Origin of the sequence: Caulobacter sp. Root343, assembly GCF_001425745.1 — a bacterium.
Lineage (GTDB): Bacteria > Pseudomonadota > Alphaproteobacteria > Caulobacterales > Caulobacteraceae > Caulobacter.
On sequence record NZ_LMDF01000006.1, the window covers coordinates 443,456 to 468,839 of the forward strand.

Below are 25,384 nucleotides of genomic sequence, written 5' to 3' on the forward strand. Positions count from 1 at the left end.
CAGCCAGTGACCGTCCGCATGACCCTGCTCGACGGCGACAAGGCGGTGCTGACGAAGGAGGCCAAGGTCGCCGCCGGGGCCGCCAGGACCGAGACCCTGTCGGCGTCCGTTCCCGGCGTGCGCCAGTGGACCGCCGAGACCCCCAACCTCTACGCCCTGCTGGTCGAGGTGCTCGACGCGAAGGGCGGCGTGATCCAGGCCACGCCGCAGCGGATCGGCTTCCGCACCGTCGAGATCAAGGACGGCCGCGTGGCGGTCAACGGCAAGCCCATCGTCATCCGCGGCGTCAATCGCCACGAGCACGACCCGGAGACCTTCCACGTCATCTCCGAAGCCTCGATGCGCCGCGACATCGAGCTGATGAAGCGCNATCGTCATCCGCGGCGTCAATCGCCACGAGCACGACCCGGAGACCTTCCACGTCATCTCCGAAGCCTCGATGCGCCGCGACATCGAGCTGATGAAGCGCAACAACATCAACGCCGTGCGCACCTCGCACTATCCCAACGCCGAGCTCTGGTACGCCCTGGCCGACGAGTACGGCCTCTATGTCATGGACGAGGCCGACATCGAGAGCCANCGCCGTGCGCACCTCGCACTATCCCAACGCCGAGCTCTGGTACGCCCTGGCCGACGAGTACGGCCTCTATGTCATGGACGAGGCCGACATCGAGAGCCATGCGTACATGGACTACGCGAACAAGCATCCGGAGCTGCGGCCCAAGTTGCAGATCGGCTTCGATCCGGCCTGGGAGGGCGCTCACGTCAGCCGCGTCCTGAACATGGTCGAGCGCGACAAGAACCACCCGTCGGTGATCTTCTGGTCACTGGGCAACGAGGCCGGGATCGGACCCAATTTCGAGAAGGCGGCCGGCGAGGCCCGCAAGCGCGATCCGTCGCGCCTGATCTCGTATCTCGGCTGGGGCACCCTGGACTGGGAGCATGCCCCGAACAGCTATGTCGACGTCTACGCGCCGATGTACGACGACGTCGAGAAGATGGTCGACTGGGCGCTGGATCCGACCCGCACCCAGCCGATGATCCAGTGCGAATATTCCCACATGCAGGGTAACTCCGGCGGGAACTTCAAGGAGTACTGGGACACCATCTACAAGTACGACAAGCTGCAGGGCGGCTTCATCTGGGACTGGGTCGACCAGTCGATGTACCGCTACGCCAAGGATGGTCGCCGCTACTGGGGCGACGGCGGCGAGTACGGTCCCAACCCCGGCGGCGACGTCGAGTTCGGCGACGGCCTGAACCAGCCCGACCGCACCCCCAACCCGCACATCTACGAGGTCCAGAAGGTCCTCTCGCCGATCCAGTTCGAGGGCTTCGATCCGGCGACCGGCGCGGTGACGGTGCGCAACCGCCACGACTTCCGCGACCTGTCCGGCTTCGCGTTCGAGTGGGTGCTGCAGGAGAACGGCGTCACCGTCGCGTCGGGCGACCTGCTGGCGCTGGCGACCAAGGCGCGGGCCACGGAGACCGTCACGCTGCCGCTGCCCAAGATCGAGCGCAAGCCGGGGGCGGAGTACTTCGTCACCGTTCGCGCCAAGGCCAAGGCGGGCGCCGTGCCCCTGACGCCAGAGGGCTATGTGGTCGGCTGGGAGCAGTTCGCCCTCGGCCAGCCGGCGGCTCCCGTCTTCCAGGCGGCCAAGGGTGCGGTCGAGCTGAAGGACGCCGCCGACGCGGTCATCCTGTCGGCGGGCGGAACCAGCCTGACCGTGGATCGCAAGACCGGCCTGGTCTCCGGCTACGGCAAGGCCGGCGCGGCCCTGCTGACCGGTGGCCAGCCCAACTTCTTCCGGGCCGAGATCGACAACGACACCCTGACCGGCACCGTCTCGCAGCAGACGCCGTGGAGGGCGATGACCAAGGAACGGCAGGTCCGCGCGATCACCAGCCGCCGCCTGCCGGGCGGCGGGGCCGAGGTCGTCGTCGACCATGAGCTGGGGGCGGGCGCGGCGCGCTTCGTCACCACCTACACGATGAACGGCGACGGGACCGTCGACGTGGCCGGCCTGCTGACGCCGCTGAAGAGCGACCTGCCGCCGCCGGTGCGGGTGGGGATGTGGTTCTCGATGCCAACCAGCCTCAAGACGGTCGAGTGGTACGGCCGAGGCCCGCACGAGAGCTATGTCGATCGCAAGACCAGCGCCCCGATCGGCCTGTGGCGCGGGGCGATCGCCGAGCAGAACCACGACTACATGCGGCCCCAGGACACCGGCAACAAGGTCGACGTGCGCTGGATGGAGGTCTCGGGCGAGGGCAAGGGCCTGCGGGTCCGGGGCGCGAGCCCGCTGATGATGAACGTCCTGGCCTTCCCCTACATGGACCTCTACCGCCGTCCGGAAGGGACCTGGAAGAGCACCGACATCACGCCGCACGGCGAGGTCTCGCTGCTGGTCGACGGCGCCCAATGGGGTGTCGGCGGCGACACGGCCTGGAACCATGTCGGCCAGCCGCACATGCAATACCGCACCAAGCTGGAGCCGACCCGCGTGGCCTTCCGGCTCGAGCCCTTCGACGGTGAAGGCACGACGCCCGACAAGGCCGCGCCGGCCCAGGCGACCATGCCGCAATAGATCGCGAAGGAGGAGACGGCCGTTCGATGGACGACCGTCTCCCGCAGCTCATCGTTGGTGTGACTAAGAGGTATTAAATTGGTCGCATCGATCGTCGAGCGTGGCGATCGTGCTGTTGCCTTTTCAGGCGAAATGAAACCAAAATTCCATCCGCTGGAAAATTCCCGCTTGTGAAGCCCTGCGGCCGCGTTGTCTAAGGATATGGGGCGACACGGCTCCGGGGTTTGTGAGGGGCGTTGGCCTGGTAGGAGCGCCTTCAATAGTCTTCCGCCGTCCAGGGTGACGCGAAGAGGTATTGAAATGGTCTCTACCGGGGCGCTGGTGTGCATGACCGCTTTTGTAAATCGACGTCAGGCGCTGACCGCCGGGCTGGCCGCCGCGCTGGCGGGGCCCGCCTTGGCCGCGAACCCGGCCGGGTCGACCACCGCCGCCAAGGCCAGCCTCACGCGTCTGTTCGGCAAGCGCTTGGCGGGCGTGTCCCTGCGCCTGGCGCCAAGCGACGGGCGCGCCTGGTATTCGGTCAGCGGTCAGGGCGGAAAGCTCTCGATCACCGGCGACAGCCCCGTGGCCCTGGTGCGCGGCGCCTACGCCTATCTGCGCCAGGCCGGCTTGGCCCATGTCAGCTGGGAGGGGGATCGGATCACCCAGGGCGGCGCCTTGCCCGCCGCGACCGGTGGCCGGGTCGAGAGCCCGTTCAAACACCGCGCCTATCTGAACACCTGCACCTACGGATACACGACGCCGTGGTGGGGCTGGGGGCGGTGGAGCCGCGAGATCGACTGGATGGCGGCGCACGGCGTCGACATGCCCCTGGCCATGGAAGGCCAGGAATATGTCTGGCGGGCGCTGTGGCGTGAGTTCGGCCTGACCGAGGTCGAACTGGCCGACTACTTCTCGGGCCCCGCCTTCACGCCCTGGCAGCGCATGGGCAATATCGAAGGCTACCGCGCCCCGCTGCCGACGGCCTGGATCGACAAGAAGAAGGATCTGCAGGTCAAGATCCTGGGCCGTATGCGGTCGCTGGGCATGAGCCCCATCCTGCCGGCCTTCGGCGGCTACGTGCCCAAGGCCTTCGCCCAGAAGCATCCGGAAGCCCGCATCTATCGGATGCGGCCATGGGAGGGCTTCCACGAGACCTACTGGCTGGACCCCGCCGACCCGCTGTTCGCCAGGATCGCCGGCCGGTTCCTGGCGCTGTACGCCCAGACCTACGGGGCGGGGACCTACTACCTGGCCGACTCGTTCAACGAGATGCTGCCGCCGATCAACGCCGATGGCGCGGACGCCCGCGACGCGGCCTATGGCGACGGGGCGGCCAACACCGCCGCGACCAAGACCAAGGTCGAGATCGATCCGGCCCTCAAGGCCAAGCGCCTGGCCGCCTACGGCAAGGCGCTCTACGACTCGATCCGCCAGGGCCAGCCGGACGCCGTCTGGGTGATGCAGGGCTGGCTTTTCGGCGCCGACAGCCACTTCTGGGATCCGCCGGCCATCTCGGCCTATCTGAGCCTGGTTCCCGACGACCGGCTGATGGTCCTGGACATCGGCAACGACCGCTATCCCAACGTCTGGAAGAACGCCAAGGCCTTCGGCGGCAAGCCGTGGATCTATGGCTACGTGCACAACTACGGGGCCAGCAACCCGGTCTACGGCGACCTCGACTACTACCGTCGGGATCTCATGGCGATCGCGGCCAATCCCGACACCGGCAAGTTGGCCGGCTTCGGCATGTTTCCCGAGGGGCTGCACAACAATTCGATCGTCTACGAGGCCGCCTTCGACCAGGCCTGGGGCGCGGGCCAGGAGTCGCTGCCGGCCTGGCTGTCGACCTACGCCCGCTCGCGCTATGGCCGGACCACGCCCGCGCTGGACGCGGCCTTGGGCCAGCTGGTCCAGGCCGCCTATTCGACCCGCTACTGGTCGCCGCGCTGGTGGAAGAGCAAGGCCGGCGCCTATCTGTTCTTCAAGCGCCCGACCGCGACGATCGGCGAGTTTCCGCCCCATCCCGGCGACCGCGTCCAGCTGGACGCCGCCGTCCGCGCCCTGGCGGTCCAGGCCGGCGCCTTCGCCGACCAGCCGCTGTTCGTGCTGGACCTGGTCGACGCCACCCGGCACCTGGCCAGCCTCGAGATCGACGGCCAACTGCAGGCCGCCGTCGCCGCCTATCGCCAGGGGGACGTGGCCGCCGGCGACCGGGCGCGCGGCGAGGTCGAGGCCCTGGCGCGCGCTATCGACGCCCTGCTGGGCGTCCAGCCCGAGACCCTGGCCACCTGGATCGACGATGCTCGCGCCTATGGCGACACCCCGGCGGACGCGGCGGCCTATGTCGCCAACGCCAAGGCCCAGGTCACGATCTGGGGCGGGGAGGGCAACCTCAACGACTACGCCTCCAAGGCCTGGCAAGGTCTCTATCGCGACTTCTACCTGCCGCGCTGGTCGCGGTTCCTCGACGCCCTGAAGGCGGCGGGGGCCGGACCGTTCGACGAGGCGGCCGTCACCCGTGACGGCGTCGCCTGGGAGCGCGCCTGGGTCGCCGCCGATGTCACCTATCGCCGCGAGCGGCCGGCCGATCCGGTCGGCGGCGTGAAGGCCCTGATCGCTCGCCTGGACCAGGCCCGAGGGAAAACCGCATGACCAAGCCCGCCACGCGTTTCCTGTCCCTGGACGTCTTCCGGGGTCTGACGGTCTGCCTGATGATCGTCGTCAACACCAATGGTCCCGGCGCGAAGGCCTATACACAGCTGGTCCATGCCCCGTGGTTCGGGTTCACGGCGGCGGACGCGGTGTTCCCGTCGTTCCTGTTCGCCGTCGGCTGCTCGATGGCCTTCGCCTTCTCGCGGCCGATCCCGACGGGCGAGTTCATGGCCAAGGTGCTGCGGCGCACGGCCCTGATCTTCCTGCTGGGCTTCCTGATGTACTGGTTCCCGTTCGTCCACAAGGTCGACGGGCACTGGGCGCTGAGCCCGTTTTCCAACACGCGGGTGATGGGCGTGCTGCAGCGCATCGCCCTCTGCTACATGCTGGCCGCGTTCGCCGTGCGCTGGCTGTCGCCGCGTCTGATCGTCGTGCTGTCGGTCGCGCTGCTGCTGGGCTACTGGGCGATCCTGATGGCCTTCGGCGATCCGGGCGATCCGCTGTCCAAGCTGGGCAACGCCGGCACTCATCTGGACCTGTGGCTGATCGGCCAGAACCACCTCTATCGCAAGGACGGCGGGTTCGACCCCGAAGGCTTGCTGGGAACCCTGCCGGCGACGGTCAACGTGCTGGCCGGCTACCTGGCCGCGCGCTTCCTGAAGGAAGCGCCCGCCGCCCGCCGCGCCACCCTGCGCATGGCCCTGGCCGGTGTCGTCCTGATCGTGGCCGCGCTGGCCTGGAGCCTGGCCTTCCCGATTGCCAAGAAGCTGTGGACCAGCAGTTTCGTCCTGCTGACCGTGGGCCTGGACCTGATGGTGCTGGCCGCCCTGACCGCGCTGCTGGAAGGCAAGGCGCCCAATCCGGCGACGCGCTTCTTCCAGGTGTTCGGCCTCAATCCGCTGGTGATCTACCTGTTCTCCGAGCTGTTCGTGACGGTGCTGGGCATGATCGAGGTCGAGCCTGGCGTCGGGCTCTACGCGTGGGTCGGGGTCCACGTGTTCCAGGCGCTCACGCCGGGCGCGTTGGGCTCGCTGCTGTGCGCGATCGCCTACATGCTGGTGTGCTGGCTGCTCGGCTATGTCATGGATCGCCGCGGGATCGTCGTGAAGCTGTAGGAGCCCTATGCGCCTGTCCGTTCGTATCGCCGCCGTCGCGGTCGCCCTGCTGTCGGCGACGTCGGCTTGGGGCGACCAGCTCGAGAAGGTCATCATCCTCAGCCGCCACGGCGTGCGGGCCGCGATGTCGACGCCGGAGCGGCTGGAGGAGGCCTCGGCCCGCCCGTGGCCGCGCTTCGACGTCCCGCCCGGCCACCTGACCGCGCGCGGCGGCCAGCTGGTCGAGCTGATGGGCGGCTATTATCGCCAGCTCTACGCCGCCGAGGGGCTGTTGAAGCCCGGCGACTGTGGCGCGGTCTACTACTGGGCCAACGTCACCCAGCGCACCATCGCCACCGCCGGCGCCTATGCTCGGGCCCTGTCACCCGGCTGCGCGGTCCCCGTCAACACGGTGGGCGAGGGGCGGTTCGATCCGATGTTCGAGCCGGTCAAGGCCGGCGTCGCCACGCCCGACCCGGCTCTAGCGCGCGCCGCGGTGGCCGGCCGGGTCGGCGGCGACCTCTCCGCCTGGAGCGCCAGCCATCGACAAGAGGCCGAACAGCTCGACGCCTTCCTGATGCAATGCACCCAGGGGCCTTGCCCGCCGATCCCCGGCAAGCGCCGGATCCTGGACGCCAAGCCCGGCTTCGTCGACGGCGAGGAGCTGGCCAGCCTGTCCGGTCCGGAGGCCTTCGCGTCGGGCGTCACCGAGAGCCTGCTGATGGCCTGGGCCGACGGGCGCGACTTCGCCGGTCTCGGCTGGAAAGGCGTCGACGAGCCGACGCTGACCCGCACCTTCTTCCTGCACCAGGCCGAGTTCGATCTGCGCCTGCGCACGCCCTACATCGCCAAGGCCCTGTCCAGTCAGATCGCGGGGCGCCTGCTGGCCACTCTAAAGCCGAGCGTCTCGCCGGCGATGATCGGTCCCGGCGACGCGCGAGTGGTGGTGATCGCCGGCCATGACGGAACCCTGGCGTTGCTGGGCGGCCTGCTGCGCCTGGAATGGACGCTGCCGAGCTACCAGCCCAATCAGATCCAGCCCGGCGCGGCCTTGGTATTCGAGCGCTGGCGGCGCGCCGATGGCGTTCGGGTGATCCGGGCTCGCTTCACCGGCCAAAGCCTGGGTCAGCTGCGCGCCGCCACGCCGCTGAGCTTGGCCGCTCCGCCGTCGAGCGCGCCGGTGTTCATCCCTGGCTGCAGCACCGCGACACCGGCCTTCGACTGTCCGCTCGACAAGTTCGACGCTGTCGTGGGCCAGGCGATACGCTTCTAGGACCGCGCCGCGCCCGGCGCGGCCGTGGAAGCGCGCGGAACCAGGGTCAGCCCGGCGTTGACGTGGCGGCGCTCGTCCTCGCCGTCCTGGCGGATGAGGGCGGCGGCCATGGACACGGCGGTCGCCGCCATCTCGGCGATCGGCTGACGGATGGTGGTCAGTTCGGGCCAGACGGTCGAGGCCACCGGCGTGTCGTCGAAGCCGCCGATGCTGAGTTCGCTGGGCACGTCCAGGCCCAGACCATGGGCCACGGCGCTGACGGCGGCGGCCATGTCGTCATTGGCCGCGAAGATCGCCGACGGACGTTTGCCCGTCGCCAGCAGTTGGCGGGCGGCGTCCAGGCCCGAGCGATAGGTGAAGTCGCCGTCGGCGACACGGGCGTCGGGGACGGCCAGGCCGGCGGCGGCCATGGTCTCGCGGAAACCTTCCTCGCGCCGACGGGCGGTGGAGTGCTTCGGATCGCCCCGAATGAAGGCGATGTCGACGTGGCCAAGGTCGATCAGGTGCCGGGTCATCATCCGCGCGCCGGCATAGTCGTCGACGAAGACCGCCGCCTTCTCGGGACGCGGCGTGGCGGTGGCGAAGCTGACCGAGGGCACGCGCTCGCGTTCCAGATAGGCGAACACCTCCGGGTCATCGCACAGCGGCGGCGGCAGGACGATGGCGCGGACGCCGGCCTCGACCAGCTTGCGCACGGCGGCCAGCGGCGTCGGATGGGCCGGCGTCGGCTCGATCAGCAGCTGGTTGCCGCTGGCGCTGGCCTCCTTGAACGCGCCCATCAGGAAGTTGCTGAGGTTGGACGAGTTCGGGTTCGAATAGAGCAGGCCGATCTGGGCGATGCCGGTGCGGGTGGCGCGGGCCTGGGTGTTGGGGCGGTAGCCGAGTGTCTGGATCGCCGCGTTGACCCGCTCGCGGACCGGGGCGCTGACGTGCGGATAGTCGTTGACCACCCGCGAGGCCGTCATGGACGAGACCCCCGCGTGGCGCGCCACGTCGTGGATGGTGGGCGTCTGCCGCCGCTGTCCGCTCAAGACTCGCCCTCATACGCTGGCGCGACTCTCTGTCGGAGTCCGCGCTCACGGACACTCTACCGAAGTCCCGGGGGCGATGTCCAAGCGCACGCGCTACGACCTTGGTCCCGTATCGGCGACGGCTTGCCAAGGGCGGCGTCCTCAGGTTTGATATCGTTATCATAAGCGGTGACGCAAAAAGAGTTGGGGTGGAGCGTGTCGGGAGAAGAACGGTCGGAAGACGTGGGCGGACCGGCGCGACGCGCGGTTCTGGCGGGCGCGGGCGCGGCGCTGCTCGCGGGGCCCGCCTGGGCGGCCAAGGGCCAGGGGCTCGAGGTCGTTTCGCCGGACGGCCGGGTTCGGCTGCGATTGAGCGTCGGCGCGAGCGAGCTCACCTGGACTGTGACGCGCGCGGGACGGGCGGTGCTGGCCCCCAGCCCGCTAGGCCTAGTCCTGGCGGACGGCCGGCGGCTGGGATCCGGCGCGCGCCTGACCGGCGTGACGCACCGGCGGGAGCAAGGCGCCTGGACGCCGCCCTACGGGATCCGCGCCCGCTATGACCAGGCCTGTTCCGAGTTGACCGCCGAATTCGAGCAACCCGACACGGGCATCCGCTTCGCGGTGGTCGCTCGCGCCTACGACCACGGCTGCGCGGTGCGCTACGTCCTGCGTGGCGCGCCCGGCGGCGCCGTGAAGCTGGCGGGGGAGGCGACCGGGTTCGTCCTGCCGCCGGAGACCGTCCTCTACGCCAGCCGTGACGAGGGCGAGTACCAGCGCACCGCGCCGGCCGGCCTGGCGCCGGTGGTCCATCCGGCTCTGACCGCCAGCGCCGACAAAGGTCCGTTCGCGGATCTGCCGGTGACGGCGATGATCCCGGGCGCGGCGGTGCTGATCGCCGAGTCCGACCGCCTGGACTATCCGCGCGCCATGCTGAAGGCCGACGGCGCTAAGCTGGACGTCCACCTGATGCGTTTCCCGGGACGCGCCGACGGCTGGTCCGGGCCAGGCGATACGCCGGCGGAGGAGAGCTTCGACTTCGCGATCGGCCAGGCCAGCCCGTGGCGCGTGCTGCTGGTCGCCGAGACCGAGGCGGGCCTGATCGAGCACGCCGACCTGATCACGACCTTGGCCTCGCCGAACCGGCTGGGCGACGTGCGCTGGATCAAGCCGGGCCGGGCGGTGCGGGTTCGCAAGTCATACTCGATGGCCGGAACGATGGAGGTCATCGCCTTCGCCGCCGCGCACAAGCTGGACTACATCGAGTTCGACGCCCACTGGTACGGCGACGGCACGGACCCCAGCGACGCCACCCGCGCTATACCGGCCCTGGACATGCCCGCCATCGTCGCGGCGGCGCGCGCGAAGGACCTGGGCGTCATCCTCTATGTCGACCGCGTGCCGGCTATGCGCCAGCGCGACGCGATCCTTTCGACCTACAAGGCCTGGGGCGTGGCGGGGATCAAGTTCGGCTTCGTCTGGGAGGGCCGCCAGTCGGACAACCGGTTCATTGTCGACCTGATCCGCGCGTGCGGCGAGCACGGCCTGCTGGTGAACCTGCACGACAACCTGCGCCCGGCGGGGCTGGAGCGGACCTATCCGAACTATGTCGCCCTGGAGGGCGTGCGCGGAAACGAGCAGTTCCCGACCGCCCGCCACAACGTCACCCTGCCGTTCACCCGGGCCGTGGCGGGGCCGATCGACTACACGATCTGCTACGCCCACGAGCGCAACCAGACGACCAACGCCCACCAGCTGGCGATGGCCGCCGTCTACTACAATCCGCTGACCTTCCTCTACTGGTACGACACGCCGGCCAAGTACGCCGGCAAGCCGTGGCCGGAGCTGGCCTGGTTCGACGAGTGTCCCACCGTCTGGGACGAGACCCGCGCCCTGGCCGGACGCATCGGCGAGTACGTGGTGGTGGCGCGTCGGCATGGCGACCGCTGGTTCCTCGGGGCCATGACCAACGAGACGCCGCGCGTGCTGAAGCTCCCGCTGAGCTTCCTGGGCAAGGGCGTCCGCCGAGCGCGGGTGTTCGCCGATGGCCCGGCCGGCGCCAAGGCCAACCAGACGCCGGTGGTGCTGTCCGAGATCCGGGTCGGCCCAGGCGACGTCCTCATCCTTGACCTCAAGCCGAGCGGCGGCCAAGCGGTCTTGTTCGAAGCCTCGGAGGTCAAGGCGTGAGCAAGCGGTCGATCCTTCTCGCCCTGGCCCTGCTGGCCGCCTCGCCGACGTTCGCGGCGGAGCAGAAGGCGTGGCTGCCGGATCAAGGCGACGGGACCTATCGCAACCCCGTGTTGGCGGGGGACTATTCCGATCCGGACGTGATGCGGGTCGGCCAATTCTACTACCTGACCGCCTCGTCGTTCACGAACACGCCGGGCCTGCCGATTCTGCGCTCGACCGATCTGGTGAACTGGACGCTGATCGGCCACGCCCTCACCGACATCCCGCCCGTGGCCCATCACATGACCCCGCGCCGCGGCGGCGGGGTCTGGGCGCCCGCCATCCGCCATCACGGCGGCAAGTTCATGATCTACTATCCGGATCCGGACTTCGGGGTGTTTCTGGTCACCGCCAAGGATCCGGCCGGGCCGTGGAGCAAGCCGGTGCTGGTCGACGACGCCAAGGGCATGATCGATCCCGCGCCGTTCTGGGATGACGACGGCCAAGGCTGGCTGGTCCACGGCTGGGCGCGCAGCCGCGCGGGCATCGCCAACGTCATCAGCCTGCGAAGGCTGAACGCGGCGGGCGACAAGGCCGTGGGCGAGCGGATCAAGATCATCGATGGCGAAACCCAGCTCAAGGTCATGACCTCGCGCGGGCCGTTCCCGTGGATGACCACCGAGGGCCCCAAGCTCTACAAGCGCGACGGCTGGTACTATGTGTTCGCGCCCAGTGGCAGCGTGAAGGGCGGCTGGCAGGGCGTGTTCCGCTCGCGCAAGCTGACCGGGCCCTATGAGGGCCGCGACGTGCTGGATCAGGGCAAGACCGAGGTCAACGGCCCGCACCAGGGCGCCTGGGTGACCACGCCCACGGGTGAGGATTGGTTCCTGCACTTCCAGGACTTCGACTCCTACGGCCGCCGGGTCTGGCTGCAGCCGATGGCCTGGAAGGACGGCTGGCCGGTGATCGGGACCGACCCCGATGGCGACGGCATCGGCGAACCGGTGCTCACGTATCGCAAACCCAAGAGCGCCGTGGCCTCGGCGATCGCCGCCCCGCCGGACAGTGACCGCTTCGACGGCAAGCTGTCGCCGGCCTGGCAGTGGAACGCCAATGCGCAGGCCGACTGGGCGGACCTGAAGGCCGCGCCCGGCAAGCTGCGCCTGAAGTCGATCTCGGGTTCGGAGAACCTCTGGGAAGTCGGGGCGCTTCTGACCCAGAAGCTGCCGGCCGAGCGATTCACCGTTACCACCAAGCTGACCTTCGCGCCGCGCGCGGTGGGGGAGCGGACGGGCCTTGTGATGTTCGGCTCGGACTATGCCTGGCTCGGCCTGCGCAACGGCAAGGACGGGCTGTCCCTGGTCCGTGTGGACCGCGCGGGCGCCGACGCCTTCAAGCCTGAGCAGGTCACGAAGGTGCTGGAAACCGCGCCCGCCACCGTGTGGTTGCGGCTGTCGGCAGAGCCGGTGACCGTGGCCGATCCGCCGCCGGGCTTCTCGCCTTATTGGCCGTCGATGCTGCGCTCGACCCACGCCAAGGTGACGTTCAGCTACAGTCTCGACGGCGTGACCTATAGGCCCGCGGGCGAGCCGTTCGTCAGCAAGCCTGGCCGCTGGGTCGGCGCCCAGATGGGCCTGTTCGCCCAGGCGCCCAGCGGCACGCCGTCCAATACCTCGACCCGTATCGGCTGGTCGGACGTCGAAGAGTTTCTCGTCGGTCCTTGATCGCGGACACCGACGCGTTTGATCGCGCGCCGGCGCCTGCTAAGGACTGTGTTTGTTATCGTCACCAATCGCGAGGCCGCTTGACCGAAACGCGTGAGAGCAAGGCCCGGAAACGTCGAGAGCCCGCCAAGGCCGACGACCCCTCGCGGCCCATCACCATCCACGACGTGGCGCGCCACGCCGGGGTCGGCTCGATGACGGTGTCGCGGGTGATCCGGGGCGCGGCCAATGTCAGTCCGGCCATGCGCGAGCGGGTCGAGGCCTCGGTGCGCGCTCTGAACTACCAGGTCAATGTCGCGGCGCGGGCGACGCGTTCCCGGACCACGGCGGCGCGGATCGGCATCCTCTACAGCAACCCCAGCGCCTCGTATCTCAGCGAGATCATGGTCGGCGGGCTGGAGCAGAGCTCCAAGCTGGCCAGCCACCTGCTGCTGGAGCGCTGCGAGGGTCTGGCTGGCCAGCAGGCGGCCGTGAAGCGGCTGCTGGCGGCGGGCGTGGACGGGGTGATCCTGCCGCCGCCGCTGTGCGACTCCCGGCCGACCATCAACCGTTTGCGCGCCGCCGGGGTGACTGTCCTGGCCCTGGCGACGGCGCGGCCGATGCCGGACGTTTCCTGCGTACGGATCGACGACTTCCAGGGAGCCTTGGCCATGACGCGGCGGCTGGTGGCCTTGGGTCATCGCGACATCGCGTTCATCAAGGGCGATCCGCTGCACACCCCCACCGAGGTGCGCTTCGAAGGCTTCGCGGCGGGCATGGCCGAGGCAGGGATCACGGTCCGGCAGGAATGGATCGCCGAGGGCCTGTTCACCTATCGCTCGGGCCTGGCGGCGGCCGAGCAGTTGCTGGACGGACCGATGCGACCCACCGCGATCTTCGCCAGCAACGACGACATGGCCGCCGCGGCCCTGGCCGTCGCCCATGGCCGCCAGATTGCCGTACCCCAGGACCTGACCGTCTGCGGCTTCGACGACACCGCGGTGGCGACCACGGTCTGGCCCGAGCTGACCACCATCCACCAGCCCATCGCCGCCATGGGGCGGACGGCCGTGGCGCTGATCGCCGACCAGATCCGCGCCGAAAAAGCCGGCGGCGACCCCGCGCCCGACCATCATCTGATGAAGTTCACCCTGATCGAGCGCGGCTCGTCGGGACCGGCGCCGGGCGTCTAGGCGGTCACTGCCGCCAGCGCCCGGACCTCGTCCAGCGACCACAGCCGCGCGGCGCCCCGCACGCCCGAGGCGTCGCCCCAGACGGCGGGCGCGATCCTGGCGCGCCATGGGTCGGCGAAAACGCGTGGCGCGATCAGGGCCGGCAGGCGGGCGTAGATTTCCGAGACGTTCGACAGCCCGCCGCCCAGCACGATCACGTCGGGATCGACGATGTTACACAGCACGGCGACGGCCCGGCCCAGGCGATCCAGATAGCGGTCGAAGGCGGCGGTCGCCTCGGCTTCGCCGGCGCGAAAGCGGCCGATGATCGCCTCGCCCGGCAGGTCCAGCCCGGTGGCGCGGCGGAAGTCGTGGCGCAGGCCGGTGCCGGAGATCCACATCTCCAGGCACCCGCGCTGGCCGCACCAGCATTGGGGTCCGTCCTGCTCCTCGTCCGTTGGCCAGGGCAGCGGCATGTGGCCCCATTCGCCGGCGATGCCGTTGGGACCCTCGATCAGCTTGCCGTCGATGGTCAGGCCGCCGCCGCAGCCGGTGCCCAGGATGATGGCGAAGGCGAGCTTGGCGCCGGCCGCCGCGCCGTCTACGGCCTCGGACAGCGCCAGGCAATTGGCGTCGTTGGCTAGCCGCACAGGACGGCCCAGGGCCTCGGACAGATCCTCGCGGAAGCGGCGGCCGTTCAGATACAGCGAGTTGGCGTTGCGCATCACGCCGGACGCCGGCGAGATCGAGCCGGGCGCGCCGACGCCCAGCGTCCCGCGCTGGCCAACCTGCTGCTCAAGCTTGGCCACCAGATCGCGCACCACCGTCAGCGCCGCGTCGTAGCCGCCGGGGTTCGGAACGCGTGCTCGGGCCAGCACCTGGCCGGCCGCGTCCAGGGCGGCGGCCTCGACCTTGGTGCCGCCGAAATCCACGCCGATCTGGATCACCAATAGGGCTCCCAGACGCGCGTCAGGCGCACCAGCGCCTCGAGGAAGAAGTAGTCGCCCCAGATGCAGGCCTCGTCGACGCCGACGCCGTTTGGCATGTGGTAGACGGCATGGGCCAGGACGCCGGTCCCGGCCGGCCCTAAGGGCAACAGGTAGCGCTCGCCCAGCACGTCGACCATGGCCAGGGCGGCGGCCGCATAGGTCTCGCGGTCGGGATCATCCAGCGGCAGGGCGCGGGTCAGCTCCAGCAGGCCGCAGGCGGCAATGGCGGCGGCCGAGCTGTCGCGCGGCTGCGTGTCGTCGGTGAAGACGAGGTCCCAGCAGCAGATCAGGTCTTCCGGCAGGCGATTGAGGAAGTAGTTGGCCAGCCGCGCGGCGACTTCGATCAGCGCCGGGTCGGCGTGGTGGCGGTGAACCAGCGGGAAGCCCGACACACCCCAGGCCTGGCCGCGGGCCCAGCACGAGCTGTCGCTGAAACCCTGGTGGGTGGTCCCGCGCAGGGGCGCGCCGGAGCGCGGGTCCATGAAGAAGGTATGGAAGGTCGAGGCGTCGGGTCGGACGATGTAACGCGCCGCCTGGGCGATGTGGCGGTTGGCGGCCTGAGCGAAGGCGGGCTCGCCGGTCTCTTCCCCGGCCCAGTAGAGCAGGGGGAGGTTCAGGTTGCAGTCGATGATCATCCGGCCAGCCTGGCTGGGGTCGGAGAGGTCGCCCCAGGCCTGGATCACGCCGGCCACGGGCAGATAGCGGTCCAGCAGCTTCCGCGCGGCGGCCAGGGCCGCGTCACGCGCGACGGTGTCGCCCGTCAGCTTCCAGGCGGGGACGCAGGACAGCGAATAGAGAAATCCCAGGTCGTGGTGGTCGACGGCGATCGCGTTGTCGATCCGGTCGCGGAAGCTCAGCACCTGGCGCTCGGCCGCCTCGCGATAGCGGTGCTCGCCGGTGGCTTCCCAAGCCAGCCACAGCATTCCGGTCCAGAAGCCGTTGGTCCATTCGGTGTTGTCGATCGCCGGGTACACGCCGCCCTGGCTGGAGGGGGCGGGGAAGGCGTCGGTGAAAACCTCGAGATTCCGATCGATCCGCTGCAGCACCGCGGCCAGGATCGCGTCGAGACGGGCGCGGTCGGGCCGCGGGCGGCGGAGGATCTCGCCGGCCCGCGCGATGGGGGCGCGCTGGGCGGACTCGCGGGCGGCGGGCGGCCAGGGGGTGGAATGGATCATGTTCAATTGACCTTGGCGAGGTCCGGACCGAGGTCGGCCCGGGCCAGCGGCGGCAGCGGCTCGGCCTCGGCGACGGTCCGGGGCGTGGGGGACAGGCTGAACAGCGAGGCCAGCCAGAAGGCGGCTGCGCCCAGGGCGATCAGCAGGTAGGTGTGGGGGAAGCCGATCAGGTCGTAGCTCTTGCCGACGATCGGCGACAGGATGGCCAGGCCCAGCGAGTGGCCGAAGCTGACGCCCACCAGATAGAGGGTCGAGGCCAGGCGGGTCTCGAAGTGGAAGGCGATGTAGCGGAAGATCGACACCGCCAGGATCGGCAGCTCGATCGCGTGCAGCATCTTCATGGCCGAGATGGCCCACGGACCGGCGACCAACCCCGAGCCGGCGATGCGGACGATCATGATCGACGCCGCCAGCAGCAGGCCTCGCTTGGCGCCGATGCGATTGACGATGAACGGCGCCACAAACAGCATCCCGGCCTCGACGAAGATCTGCGCCGAGTTCAGGTAACCGAACATCGCCGCGCCCTGCTTCGGGTCCGCGAACTGGGAGGCGTAGTAGGCCGGGAACTGCTGGTCGTAGACCTGGTAGAGATTGGTCACGCCCAGGATCAGCACCATGAAACCCCAGAACTTGGGCAGCTTCAGGATGGCCAGCGCGTCCAGCGGCTTCAAGCTGTCGGAGCGCTGACGTTCGTCGTCGGTGGTCTCGACCTTGGTCAAGGCCAGCAGCGGCAGCAGCAGCAGGCCCGCGACCGAGGCCAGGGCGAAGTTGATCATCGGGTCGATGTTGAACAGCCGGCCCGAGAAGAACGCCGCGAAGGCGAAGCCCAGCGAACCCCAAAGGCGCGCGCGGCTGTACTCGAAGCCGTATTTGCGGCCCACGCGGTCGACATAGGACTCGATCGCGTAGCTGCCGGCGATGAAGGTCACGCCCAGATAGGCCCCACCGATCGCCGCGCCCAGCAGCAGGTTGGTCTTCAGCAGCGGCCCGTAGACGAAGGCGAAGAAGGCGCCGGAGAGCAGGACGAGGATACCCACGGTCCAGAGGATGGTCTTGCGCAGCCCCGCCTTGTCCGAGACGAAGCCGTAGATCGGCTGCGAGGCCATGGCGAAGACGAAGTTGGCGGCGAACACCACACCGGTCTGGGCGCCGGTCAGGCCGAGGGTGCGCTTGAGCCACAGGGCCAGCAGCGAGATGCTCATGGCCTGGGCGAAGAAGTACAGGAACAGGAAGGCGCTGAGCAGCGCGTAGTTCTTCTTCTTCAAGTTCATGGCCGGCGCCTCCCTTGTCCGGAGGGGGCCCGCTGCTTCGGCGGACTGACCGGACCTTTCGGTCATAGAACATGCTGATAACGATACCAACTAATTTTCGTCAGCGATCCGCGGTTTTCCGAATGGCTTGCGCAAAGTAACTGATATCGATATCAATTGCACGTCCTTCGGGACCTCCCTCTGCATGGCGGCCTTCGGGCCGATGGGGCGTCGGCGGGTCCGACGCCCCTCCTTTTCGACCGCGGGCGCAGCGTGTCGGGATGGTCCTTCGAGGGCGAGGCGATACAAGAACAAGCTGGACAGCGCCGTCCGAAGGGAGACCGTCCATGATCCGATCCGCCGTCCTGTTGGGCGCTTCCTTGGCGGCCTTGGCGTTGCTGGCGCCCGTGTCCCACGCCTGGTCGCAGGAAACCTCGGAGGCGGGGCTCTACACCTACGCCGCGCCGCCGCCGAAGCTGCTCTACGCTCTGCACAATGACGACTTCACCGTGCGCGTGCGCCGGCCCGGCGGGCCGTGGCGGGACCTCTACGAATATACCGCCAAGATCGACCAGGACGGCCCCAGCGACGTCTCGATGGTGCAGTTCGATTTCGCGGGCGGAACGGTCGAGATCGGGATCGAGAAGAACAACGGCGACTTCCGGCGCGTCGAGGTGCGGCCCGTCGCCAACGCCATCAAGCCCAGGATCGAGAACGGCCGCGTGGTCTTCACGATCGACAAGCCTCAGAACCTGTCCGTCGAGTTCGACGGCGACCGGCTGCACAACCTGCATATCTTCGCTGGCGCGCCGATCCCTCGGCCAGCGCCGGGGCCGGACGTCGTGGTGTTCGAGCCGGGCATCCACGCGCCGCCCGAGGGCGGGGCTTTCTTTCCGGTCAAGTCGGGCCAGACGATCTATGTCGCCGGCGGCGCGCTGCTGCAGGGCACGTTCAGGCCGGAAAAGGTCGAGAACGTCCGGATCATCGGCCACGGCATCGTCGTCCGCCCGGCCGACCAGTTGACGGTCCAGGATTCGCGCAACGTGACGGTCGAGGGCCTGACCTTCCTGACGCCGGCGCACGGCACGATCGCCTGCTCGTCGTCGCGCCAGGTGGCGTTCAAGGACATCAAGACGATCAGCAACGGCCAATGGTCCGACGGCATCAACGTGTTCGCCTGCCAGGACTTCGAGGTCGAACGCGCCTTCGTGCGAACCTCGGACGACAGCATCGCGATCTACGCCACGCGCAAGGACGGCATAGGCGACACCCGCCACGTGCGCGTGAGCCATTCGGTGTTCTGGCCCGACGTCGCCCACGCGATCTTCATCGGCCTGCATGGCGACAGCAAGACGCCCAATACCTTGGACGACATCGCCTTCGACGACATCGACGTGCTGGACCTGGACGAGGACGATCCAGAATATCAAGGCGTGATGGCGATCAGCGCGGGCGACACCAACACGGTGCGGAACGTCGCCTTCAGCCACGTGCGCGTCGAGCACATCCAGGAAGGCAAGCTGTTCAACCTGCGCACCGTCTACAACGGCAAGTACAACACCAGCCCGGGGCTTCTGGTCGAGGGGATCCATTTCCGCGACATCACCTATTCGGGCGCCGGTTGGGCCAGCCCCTCGACGATCGCCGGCCTCGCCCCCGACCGCCCGGTGCGCGACATCACGTTCGAGAACGTGATGATCGCCGGCCGCAAGCTGACCGCCAAGGACCATGATGTGATCGAGATCGGTCCGAACGTGGAGGGTGTCCGGTTCAAGTAGGCCAACCTCGGGACGAGCCAGTTCTCACAAACGTGTGATATCGATATCATATGTGGCCATTTGTCCGACTAATGGCCTTGCCAAGTCTCCATTGATAACGATATCAATAATTACGGCCATAGAGCCGAAGACATCAGAACGGCCCCGGCGCACGATGCGTCCAAGGCCGTCAGGGAGTGAAACCGGGCGCGTCGCGCCCCATGAGTTCGGACAAACATCCGCCGACAGGCGAAACGCATTCGGGGAACTCGACGCCGGCCACAGAGTCCAGCGCGGGTCCACGGGAGGGGACACCATGAAGACGCAACACCAACACCGCCGCCTCTTGCTGACGGCATCGGCCGTGGCCCTGCTGGCCGCCGGCGCCGCTCGCGCTCAGACGACTCCGGCCAGCGACACCGCCGTCCAGGAGGTGGTCGTCACCGGCATCCGCCAGAGCCTGCAATCGGCCGTGCAGATGAAGAAGAACACCATGGAGGTGGTCGACTCCATCCGCGCCGAGGACATCGGCAAGCTGCCTGATCCGAACGTCGCCGAGACGCTGACGCGGATCCCGGGCGTGCAGGGCTACCGCTACGGCGGCGAAGGCGCTTCGCCGGTCGGCGTCGGCTCGGGCCTCACCATTCGCGGCCTTTCGGGCCAGACCGCCTCGCAGGTCGATGGCCGTTCCTACTTCACCGCCGGCGGCAGCGAGTTCAACATCGAAGGCGCCATCCCGGGCATGGTCGCGGGTCTGGACGTCTACAAGAACCCCTCGGCCGAGCACATCGAGGGCGGCATCGGCGGCCTGATCGACATCCGCACCCGCAAGCCGCTGGACATGCCCGACTTCTCGGGCAGCGCGGCGATCTCGGGCCGCTACAACGACATGGTCAAGCAGTGGCAGCCCGAATACTTCGCCCTGCTCTCGCACCGCTGGAATGTGGGCGACGGCGAGATGGGTCTGCTGCTGGCCGCCAACTACCAGAAGAGCTGGAACCGCTCGGACAACGCGCCTGGTCCCGGCGGCGCCAACCTGCGCCGCGTGGTCCGCGCCGACAGCGCCGAATACATTGGCAACGCCGCCTACAACCAGGCCTATGCCGGCCGTAGTGACGTGGCGTTCCTGGCCGACGTGGCCGATCCGCTGGCCCTGACCGCCGCCCAGCGCTCGGGCCTGGTCAACATGGCCGGCGTGCAGATCAACGTGAACGAAGAGGACATCCAGCGCACCCGCAAGGGCGTGTCGGGGGCCTTCCAGTGGAAGCCGCGTCCGGGCCTCGAGTTCTATGTCGACGGCAACTACAACTCCTACCTCTATCACCAGGGCTACCGGTTCCTGAACGGCGCCGACAGCCGCTACGTCCAGGGCCTGCAGACCACGGCCTTCAACACCAGCGAGGGCCTGACCCAGCGCAATCGCAACGGGGGCGAGGACGTCTCGCTGGCCGGCCAGCGCTTCGGCAGCGGCACGTTCCTGGGATCCACCTTCTCCTCGACCGGCGGCGACGAGCACCGCCTCTACGAGACCTACATCCTGGCCGGCGGCGCCAAGTGGTCGCCGACCGACGACCTGGATCTGCGGGCCGACCTCTCGTACGTGAAGGCCGACCAGGAGCAGGACAACCGCTCGGTCGCCATGCAGCCGCGCGCCGGTTTGACCTGGAACACGACCCGGACCGTCGGCCTGCCGCAGCAGGTGGCGATCAGCGGCCCCGGCTTGGACAATCCCGCAAACTGGGTGCTCCAGAACTACGCCAACGGCACCGAGAACATCTATGACGACGTCGGCTACGCCGCCCAGTTCGACGGCAAGCTGCGGGTCCACGACAGCTTCATCGAGGCCGTGAAGTTCGGCGCGCGCTACTACCGGAAGAAGTCACGCTTCTACAACTATTCCTATAGCGGCAAGAACCTGACGACGGACGGCCTGGCGCTGACCGCCAACCAGTCGAACGGCATCCTGGCCAGCAGCGTCCAGGACCTGGTCGCCGGCTCGCACACCAACTGGTTCGACGGCGAGGGCGGTTATTCCGGCGGCTACCTCACCTTCAACCCGGACTCGCTGCTGGGCGACAATGTCCGCAACCGCTTTCCGCTGGCCGGCATCCCGGCGGAGGACTCGATCCCCGAAGTGCTGCTGTCGCGCCGTAAGGCCGTCGAGCAGACCTACGCCGGCTATGGCGTTGTCGACTTCGCGTTCCTGAACGACCGCATCCGCGGCAACGCCGGCGTCCGCGTCGTGCGCACCGAGCTGAACGCCCAGGCGATGATCACCGACACCACCAGCGCCACGCCGGTGATCGTGCCCAACAGCAAGAGCAACAGCTACACCGACGTCCTGCCGACCCTGAACGTCACCGGTTATCTTCAGGACGATCTGCTGCTGCGTTTCGGCTTCGGCAAGGGCCTGACCCGTCCTAGCGTCGGCGACATCAACCCGACGGTCTCGGTCAACATCACCAACGGCACCGGCTCGCAGGGCAACCCCAACCTGGCCCCGCTGCGCGCCAAGAGCTACGACCTGTCGCTGGAGAAGTACTTCAGCAAGTCGGCCTATGCGTCGGTGGCCGCATTCTACAAGGACATCAACGGCTTCGCCCTTGGCGTCGAGAGCTGTCAGACGGTGGCCACGGCGCCGGCCTATACCGGGGCGACGCCGAACAATTGCGCGACAGGCCAATACCGGATCACTCAGTCGGTCAACGCCGATCCCGGCTACGCCAAGGGCGTCGAGGTCGCGGGCCAGACCTTCTTCGACTACGACTTCGTGCCGGGCTTCCTGCACAATTTCGGCGTCCAGGGGTCCTACACCTGGGTGAAGACCGAGCTGCCGCTGTTGCTGGCGGGCGCGAAGGTCAATGTTCGCCAGCCGTTCCAGTCGGACAAGAACTGGAGCCTGGCCGGCCTCTACGAGAACAAGCTGATCTCGGCTCGCCTCGTCTACACCTACCGCTCCGACTACGTGCTGTTCGGGATCTCGGCCAATCCGATCGATGGCCGTTACCTGAAGGGCTACGGCCTGCTGGACGCCTCGGTGAACGTCAATCTGCGCAAGGACCTGTCGCTGTCGTTCACGGCGTCGAACCTGACCAACAAGGCCCCGACCCGCTACGTCGGCGAGCCGGGCAACGGCTACGACACCGACATCCTGCGCCAGTCCTTCATGAATGGCCGGATCTACGGCGTCAGCCTTCGGTACAAGTTCGGCGGCTGATCAATCCTCGCGATCCCCCGCTCCCCCTGGGCGCTGTCTTCGGACAGCGCCCATTTTTTGTGTTGCCGCGCGCTGTCTTCGGACAGCGCTCTTTTTTATGATCGGCGCAGGAAGCGGCCGGACCGCTCGGCCGTCGGACCATTCTCGGTCCAGGCCAGGACGCCGTTGACGAACACATGGGCGATCCCCGCCGCCGGCTGGGTCGGAGCCTCGTAGGTGGCGCGGTCCAGGATGGTGTCGGCGTCGAAGACGGTGACGTCGGCCTTCATGCCCACGGCGACCCGGCCGCGATCCTTGAGGCCAAAGGTCTCGGCGGCCAGGCCGGTCATCTTGCGCACGGCGGCCTCCAGGGTCAGCAGCCGCAGGTCGCGAGCATAGTGGCCCAGCACGCGCGGGAAGGCCCCCCACAGGCGCGGGTGGGGCAGGGTGTCGTGCGGCAGGCCATCCGAGCCGACCATGCAGCAGGCGTGGCCAAGGATGGCCCGCATATCGCTCTCGGCCATCTGGAAGTAGCTAGCCCCGCCCGGCTGCAGGCGCTCGGCCGCCTCCGCCTGGGTGACGCCCCAGTCGTCGGCGATCGACTTCAGAGTGCGGCCGCCCAGCTCGGGATGCGGCTCGGACCAGTTGATCAGAATCTCGACCTCGCCGTCGGCCAGGTCGGGGCGGATGATCGTCGAGCCGGCCGTGTAGGGATAGCAGTCCAGATGGACCGGCTGGCGCTGGCGGGCCTGATCGATCAGGCCCAGCGTCTCGGCCGCGCGGCCCCAATTGCGAAGCCCGGCGCACTTGTGGTGCGACAGGATCAGCGACGCCGGGCCGCTGTCGGCGCTGGCCTCCATTCGCCCTTGGGCCACCGCGAAGGCCTCTTGCAGCGCCTCGATGATGCCTTCGCGCTCGTCGCGGATGTGGGCGGTATAGACACCGCCGGCCGCCGCCACGGTCGCGGCCAGGCCGCGCAGCTCCTCGACATCGGCGGCCCAGGCGGGGGCGTAGAAGACGCCGGAGCTGAGGCCCAGCGCCCCTTCGTCCAGCGCGTCCTGGAGCAGGGCGTCCATGCGCGCGCGCTCGGTGGCGGTGGCGGGGCGGTCCAGGTTTTCCAGGCACAGCACGCGCAGGGCCGAGTGACCGACCAGGGCCGCGACATTGACGCGGGGAACGGCCGTCTCGACCGCCCGCCGGTAGTCGGCGAAGGTGTCGTAGGCGAAGTCCTCGCGCGCGCCCAGCAGGTTGAACGGCTCGGCGACGGCGTCGTCGAAGCGCAGCAGCGGCGCGGAGATCCCGCAATTACCGGCCACCACCGTGGTCACGCCCTGGCTGATCTTCGGGACCATGTCGGGCTGGGTGATGCAGATCAGGTCGTCGTGGGTGTGCACGTCGATGAAGCCGGGCGCCACGATCAGGCCGGTGACGTCGACGACGCGGGCGCCGGGGGCGTCCAGTGCCTGGCCCACCGCGACGATGGTGTCGCCGGCGATCGCCACGTCGGCCGCGAAGGCCGGGCCGCCGCCGCCGTCGATGATCCGGCCCCCCTTCAGGACGAGGTCGGCGGAGAGGATGTCTTTGGCCATGATACGCGTCAGAAGAATGTCTTGAGGCCGCCCAGGACGGCGTAGTCGTCGTCGACCTCGAGCAGCAGCGACCACTTGTCGAAGGTCGTGCAGGGATGGGAGATCTCGAAGCCCAGCAGGTCGCCGACCTTCAGATCGGTACCGGCGGAAAGCGACAGGAAGCCGTGCTGGTCGGCCAGTTTCTCGATGGTGGCCTCGGGCGCCGCCTGGGGCGTCGTGTGCAAGCCCTCGCGGAACCAGCGGCGGACCATGGGCAGATGGATGTCGAACGACACGTCGCGCTTGCCCATCATGACGATAGCCAAGTCGGGCTGCGGGCGCGAGATCACCCGGGTCCAGACCTCGAGCGCCGGCTTCAGGCGCGGCGGTTCGCCAATGACGCTCCGACCGTCCATGCGGGCCAGCAGTTCGCGATAGAAGCCGCTGTCGTGGGTGACATAGCAGCCGCTGCGCAGCACCGGGACCACACCGGGCGCGCGGCCGGACAAGGCGTGGGCGACGAGGTCGTAGTAGGCCGAGCCGCCGGCGGTCAGGATCACCTGGTCTGGATCGGCGAACAGCGCCTCGGCGCGCAGCGCTTCGTAGAAGCCGAGCACGCCGCCGAGATAGGCGTCGACCTCGGTGGCGTCGCGGACGGCGTGATCGCTGAAGATCAGGCCCTCATAGCCCTCGACGCCGTGAAGATCGACGCGCGGCAGGTCGCGGACCCGCCGGGCCAGGGCCAGGCCTTCGTCGATCGAGCGCACGCCGCAGCGGCCGTCGGCCATGCCAAGCTCGATCAGCAGGCGGGCGGGCGGGGCGTCAGACAAGCGGCTGAAGACATCCGAGATCGCCTCGGCGCCGGCGGCGCTGTCGATCAGGACGTAGCAGGGGCGGTCGGGCGCGGCGGCGGTCAGGCGCGCCAGGACCTCGATCTCGGCCCGGCCGACCAACTGGTTGGCCAGGATCAGGCGCGGCGCGCCCATGTCGTGGCACAGCTTCAGCTGGGTCATCGTCGCGACCGTCAGCCCCCAGGCGCCGGCGTCCAGCTGGCGGACCAGCAGTTGCGGGCACATCGTGGTCTTGGCGTGCGGGGCTAGCTTAGCGCCGGCCCGGTCGACATAGGCCTGCATGACCGCCAGGTTGTTCTCCAGCGCCGAGCGCTTGAGCACCGCCGCCGGCATCGGCAGGTCGCCGGTCAGCAAGTTCAGGCCGGCCTTGGCCAGGTCGCCCACCGTCCGGATCGAGCCATCCAGCGGGATCGCCTTGGTCCCCGGCGCCAGCGTCAGGTCGTCTATGTCGCCGAGGCGCACGCTGTTCTCCGGCCTAGGCTTGCGGCTTCAGGGCGATGACCTCGATCTCGACCTTGGCGTCGATCATCAGCGGCGACTGCACACAGGCGCGGGCCGGCATGGCGTCGCCGAAATAGCTGGCGTAGACGCGATTGAAGGCGTGGAAGTCGCGGGCGTCGTCCAGCCAGACATTGGCCTTCACGACGTCCCTCAGGGTGCAGCCGGCCTTTTCCAGGATGGCGATCAGGTTCTGGATGGTCTTGTGGGTCTGCGGAACGACGCCGCCCTCGACCACGAAACCGTTCTCGTCCATCGCCACCTGGCCCGACACGTACACGAAGCCGTTGGCGATCGTGGCCTGGCAAAAGGGCAGGGACTGGCCACCCGTTCCGGTGGCCGCGGCCCCGATGCGTTCAATCGACAAGATGACCTCCTGGAGCGCTATTGAAGCCGAAAAGGCCATCGCTGATGTAGTGGTGTCAACGAAAATGTAGTGAAACATTCATTTTGGCTATCA

Annotated in this window: 18 protein-coding genes; 11 read left to right on the forward strand and 7 right to left on the reverse strand. The window is 68.6% G+C overall.

Annotated features, from left to right (window positions below; translation table 11 throughout):
* Positions 1-18 precede the first annotated feature (18 nt).
* From ASC70_RS25590 to ASC70_RS09695, 6 genes are all read left to right on the forward strand, one after another.
* The coding region (locus ASC70_RS25590) for a glycoside hydrolase family 2 TIM barrel-domain containing protein (protein WP_304439755.1) at positions 19-369 on the forward strand (351 nt) is incomplete at its 3' end.
* Positions 370-376: 7 nt separating this feature from the next.
* On the forward strand, positions 377-579 hold a 203-nt coding region (locus ASC70_RS25970; RefSeq protein ID WP_369815461.1), incomplete at its 3' end, for a glycoside hydrolase family 2 TIM barrel-domain containing protein.
* Between the two features lie 5 nt (positions 580-584).
* Positions 585-2,588 carry a glycoside hydrolase family 2 TIM barrel-domain containing protein gene (locus tag ASC70_RS25600; RefSeq protein WP_255355026.1) on the forward strand — a complete coding sequence of 668 codons (2,004 nt, stop codon included), beginning with the start codon at positions 585-587 and terminating at the stop codon, positions 2,586-2,588.
* A 327-nt stretch (positions 2,589-2,915) separates the two neighbouring features.
* A complete protein-coding gene (locus ASC70_RS09685) occupies positions 2,916-5,222 on the forward strand; it encodes an alpha-N-acetylglucosaminidase (protein ID WP_369815080.1) in 2,307 nt (768 codons plus the stop codon).
* Positions 5,219-6,337, forward strand: a complete 1,119-nt coding sequence (locus ASC70_RS09690; protein WP_056049427.1) for an acyltransferase family protein — start codon at positions 5,219-5,221, stop codon at positions 6,335-6,337. The genes ASC70_RS09685 and ASC70_RS09690 overlap by 4 nt, the downstream gene beginning before the upstream one ends.
* 7 nt (positions 6,338-6,344) lie before the next feature.
* The gene (locus tag ASC70_RS09695) at positions 6,345-7,589 is read left to right on the forward strand and encodes a histidine-type phosphatase (protein ID WP_056049430.1); all 1,245 of its coding nucleotides are present in this window, start codon (positions 6,345-6,347) and stop codon (positions 7,587-7,589) included.
* Here ASC70_RS09695 and ASC70_RS09700 read toward each other — a convergent pair.
* Positions 7,586-8,620, reverse strand: a complete 1,035-nt coding sequence (locus tag ASC70_RS09700; protein ID WP_056049433.1) for a LacI family DNA-binding transcriptional regulator — start codon at positions 8,618-8,620, stop codon at positions 7,586-7,588. The two genes, ASC70_RS09695 and ASC70_RS09700, sit on opposite strands and share 4 nt — an antisense overlap.
* A gap of 195 nt (positions 8,621-8,815) precedes the next feature.
* On the opposite strand from ASC70_RS09700, the gene ASC70_RS09705 reads away from it, so the two are divergent.
* The 3 genes from ASC70_RS09705 to ASC70_RS09715 all read left to right on the forward strand — a co-directional run bounded on the left by ASC70_RS09705 (position 8,816) and on the right by ASC70_RS09715 (position 13,661).
* Positions 8,816-10,783, forward strand: a complete 1,968-nt coding sequence (locus tag ASC70_RS09705; RefSeq protein WP_162247203.1) for a glycoside hydrolase family 97 protein — start codon at positions 8,816-8,818, stop codon at positions 10,781-10,783.
* Positions 10,780-12,489 carry a glycoside hydrolase 43 family protein gene (locus tag ASC70_RS09710; protein ID WP_056049438.1) on the forward strand — a complete coding sequence of 570 codons (1,710 nt, stop codon included), beginning with the start codon at positions 10,780-10,782 and terminating at the stop codon, positions 12,487-12,489. The genes ASC70_RS09705 and ASC70_RS09710 overlap by 4 nt, the downstream gene beginning before the upstream one ends.
* Before the next feature lie 80 nt (positions 12,490-12,569).
* Positions 12,570-13,661: a LacI family DNA-binding transcriptional regulator gene (locus ASC70_RS09715; RefSeq protein ID WP_235519321.1), complete on the forward strand. Its 1,092-nt coding sequence runs from the start codon at positions 12,570-12,572 to the stop codon at positions 13,659-13,661.
* On the opposite strand, the gene ASC70_RS09720 is transcribed toward ASC70_RS09715, so the two are convergent.
* From ASC70_RS09720 to ASC70_RS09730, 3 genes are read right to left on the reverse strand one after another with little or no spacing between them, the layout of a single operon-like run.
* Positions 13,658-14,587, reverse strand: a complete 930-nt coding sequence (locus tag ASC70_RS09720; protein WP_056049443.1) for an ROK family protein — start codon at positions 14,585-14,587, stop codon at positions 13,658-13,660. The genes ASC70_RS09715 and ASC70_RS09720 overlap by 4 nt on opposite strands.
* Positions 14,584-15,804 (reverse strand): glycoside hydrolase family 88 protein, encoded by a 1,221-nt coding sequence (locus ASC70_RS09725; protein WP_082539616.1) that lies wholly within the window; start codon positions 15,802-15,804, stop codon positions 14,584-14,586. The genes ASC70_RS09720 and ASC70_RS09725 overlap by 4 nt, the downstream gene beginning before the upstream one ends.
* 2 nt (positions 15,805-15,806) lie before the next feature.
* Positions 15,807-17,075, reverse strand: coding sequence for an oligosaccharide MFS transporter (locus ASC70_RS09730; RefSeq protein WP_056049446.1), 1,269 nt, complete (start codon positions 17,073-17,075; stop codon positions 15,807-15,809).
* A 326-nt stretch (positions 17,076-17,401) separates the two neighbouring features.
* On the opposite strand from ASC70_RS09730, the gene ASC70_RS09735 reads away from it, so the two are divergent.
* Together ASC70_RS09735 and ASC70_RS09740 are read left to right on the forward strand one after the other, a co-directional pair.
* Entirely contained in the window at positions 17,402-18,832 is a 1,431-nt protein-coding gene (locus tag ASC70_RS09735; RefSeq protein ID WP_056049448.1) for a glycosyl hydrolase family 28 protein, read from the forward strand.
* A 295-nt stretch (positions 18,833-19,127) separates the two neighbouring features.
* On the forward strand, positions 19,128-22,028 hold the full coding sequence (locus ASC70_RS09740) for a TonB-dependent receptor (RefSeq protein ID WP_056049450.1): 2,901 nt from the start codon (positions 19,128-19,130) through the stop codon (positions 22,026-22,028).
* Positions 22,029-22,123: 95 nt separating this feature from the next.
* On the opposite strand, the gene ASC70_RS09745 is transcribed toward ASC70_RS09740, so the two are convergent.
* The 3 genes from ASC70_RS09745 to ASC70_RS09755 are packed head-to-tail and all read right to left on the reverse strand — an operon-like array spanning position 22,124 to position 25,291.
* Positions 22,124-23,596, reverse strand: a complete 1,473-nt coding sequence (locus ASC70_RS09745) for an amidohydrolase family protein (protein ID WP_056049453.1) — start codon at positions 23,594-23,596, stop codon at positions 22,124-22,126.
* Positions 23,597-23,604: 8 nt separating this feature from the next.
* Positions 23,605-24,888: an alanine racemase gene (locus tag ASC70_RS09750; RefSeq protein WP_056049456.1), complete on the reverse strand. Its 1,284-nt coding sequence runs from the start codon at positions 24,886-24,888 to the stop codon at positions 23,605-23,607.
* Positions 24,889-24,901: 13 nt separating this feature from the next.
* Positions 24,902-25,291: a RidA family protein gene (locus ASC70_RS09755; protein ID WP_056049459.1), complete on the reverse strand. Its 390-nt coding sequence runs from the start codon at positions 25,289-25,291 to the stop codon at positions 24,902-24,904.
* Between the last annotated feature and the right edge of the window lie 93 nt (positions 25,292-25,384).

What these genes read in the sequence shown, in the direction of transcription:
- ASC70_RS09685 (WP_369815080.1), top strand. Translation starts at nt 2,916, where the DNA reads ATGACCGCTTTTGTAAATCGACGTCAGGCGCTGACCGCCGGGCTGGCC.
- ASC70_RS09690 (WP_056049427.1), top strand. Translation starts at nt 5,219, where the DNA reads ATGACCAAGCCCGCCACGCGTTTCCTGTCCCTGGACGTCTTCCGGGGT.
- ASC70_RS09695 (WP_056049430.1), top strand. Translation starts at nt 6,345, where the DNA reads ATGCGCCTGTCCGTTCGTATCGCCGCCGTCGCGGTCGCCCTGCTGTCG.
- ASC70_RS09725 (WP_082539616.1), bottom strand. Translation starts at nt 15,804, where the DNA reads ATGATCCATTCCACCCCCTGGCCGCCCGCCGCCCGCGAGTCCGCCCAG.
- ASC70_RS09730 (WP_056049446.1), bottom strand. Translation starts at nt 17,075, where the DNA reads ATGAACTTGAAGAAGAAGAACTACGCGCTGCTCAGCGCCTTCCTGTTC.
- ASC70_RS09735 (WP_056049448.1), top strand. Translation starts at nt 17,402, where the DNA reads ATGATCCGATCCGCCGTCCTGTTGGGCGCTTCCTTGGCGGCCTTGGCG.
- ASC70_RS09740 (WP_056049450.1), top strand. Translation starts at nt 19,128, where the DNA reads ATGAAGACGCAACACCAACACCGCCGCCTCTTGCTGACGGCATCGGCC.
- ASC70_RS09745 (WP_056049453.1), bottom strand. Translation starts at nt 23,596, where the DNA reads ATGGCCAAAGACATCCTCTCCGCCGACCTCGTCCTGAAGGGGGGCCGG.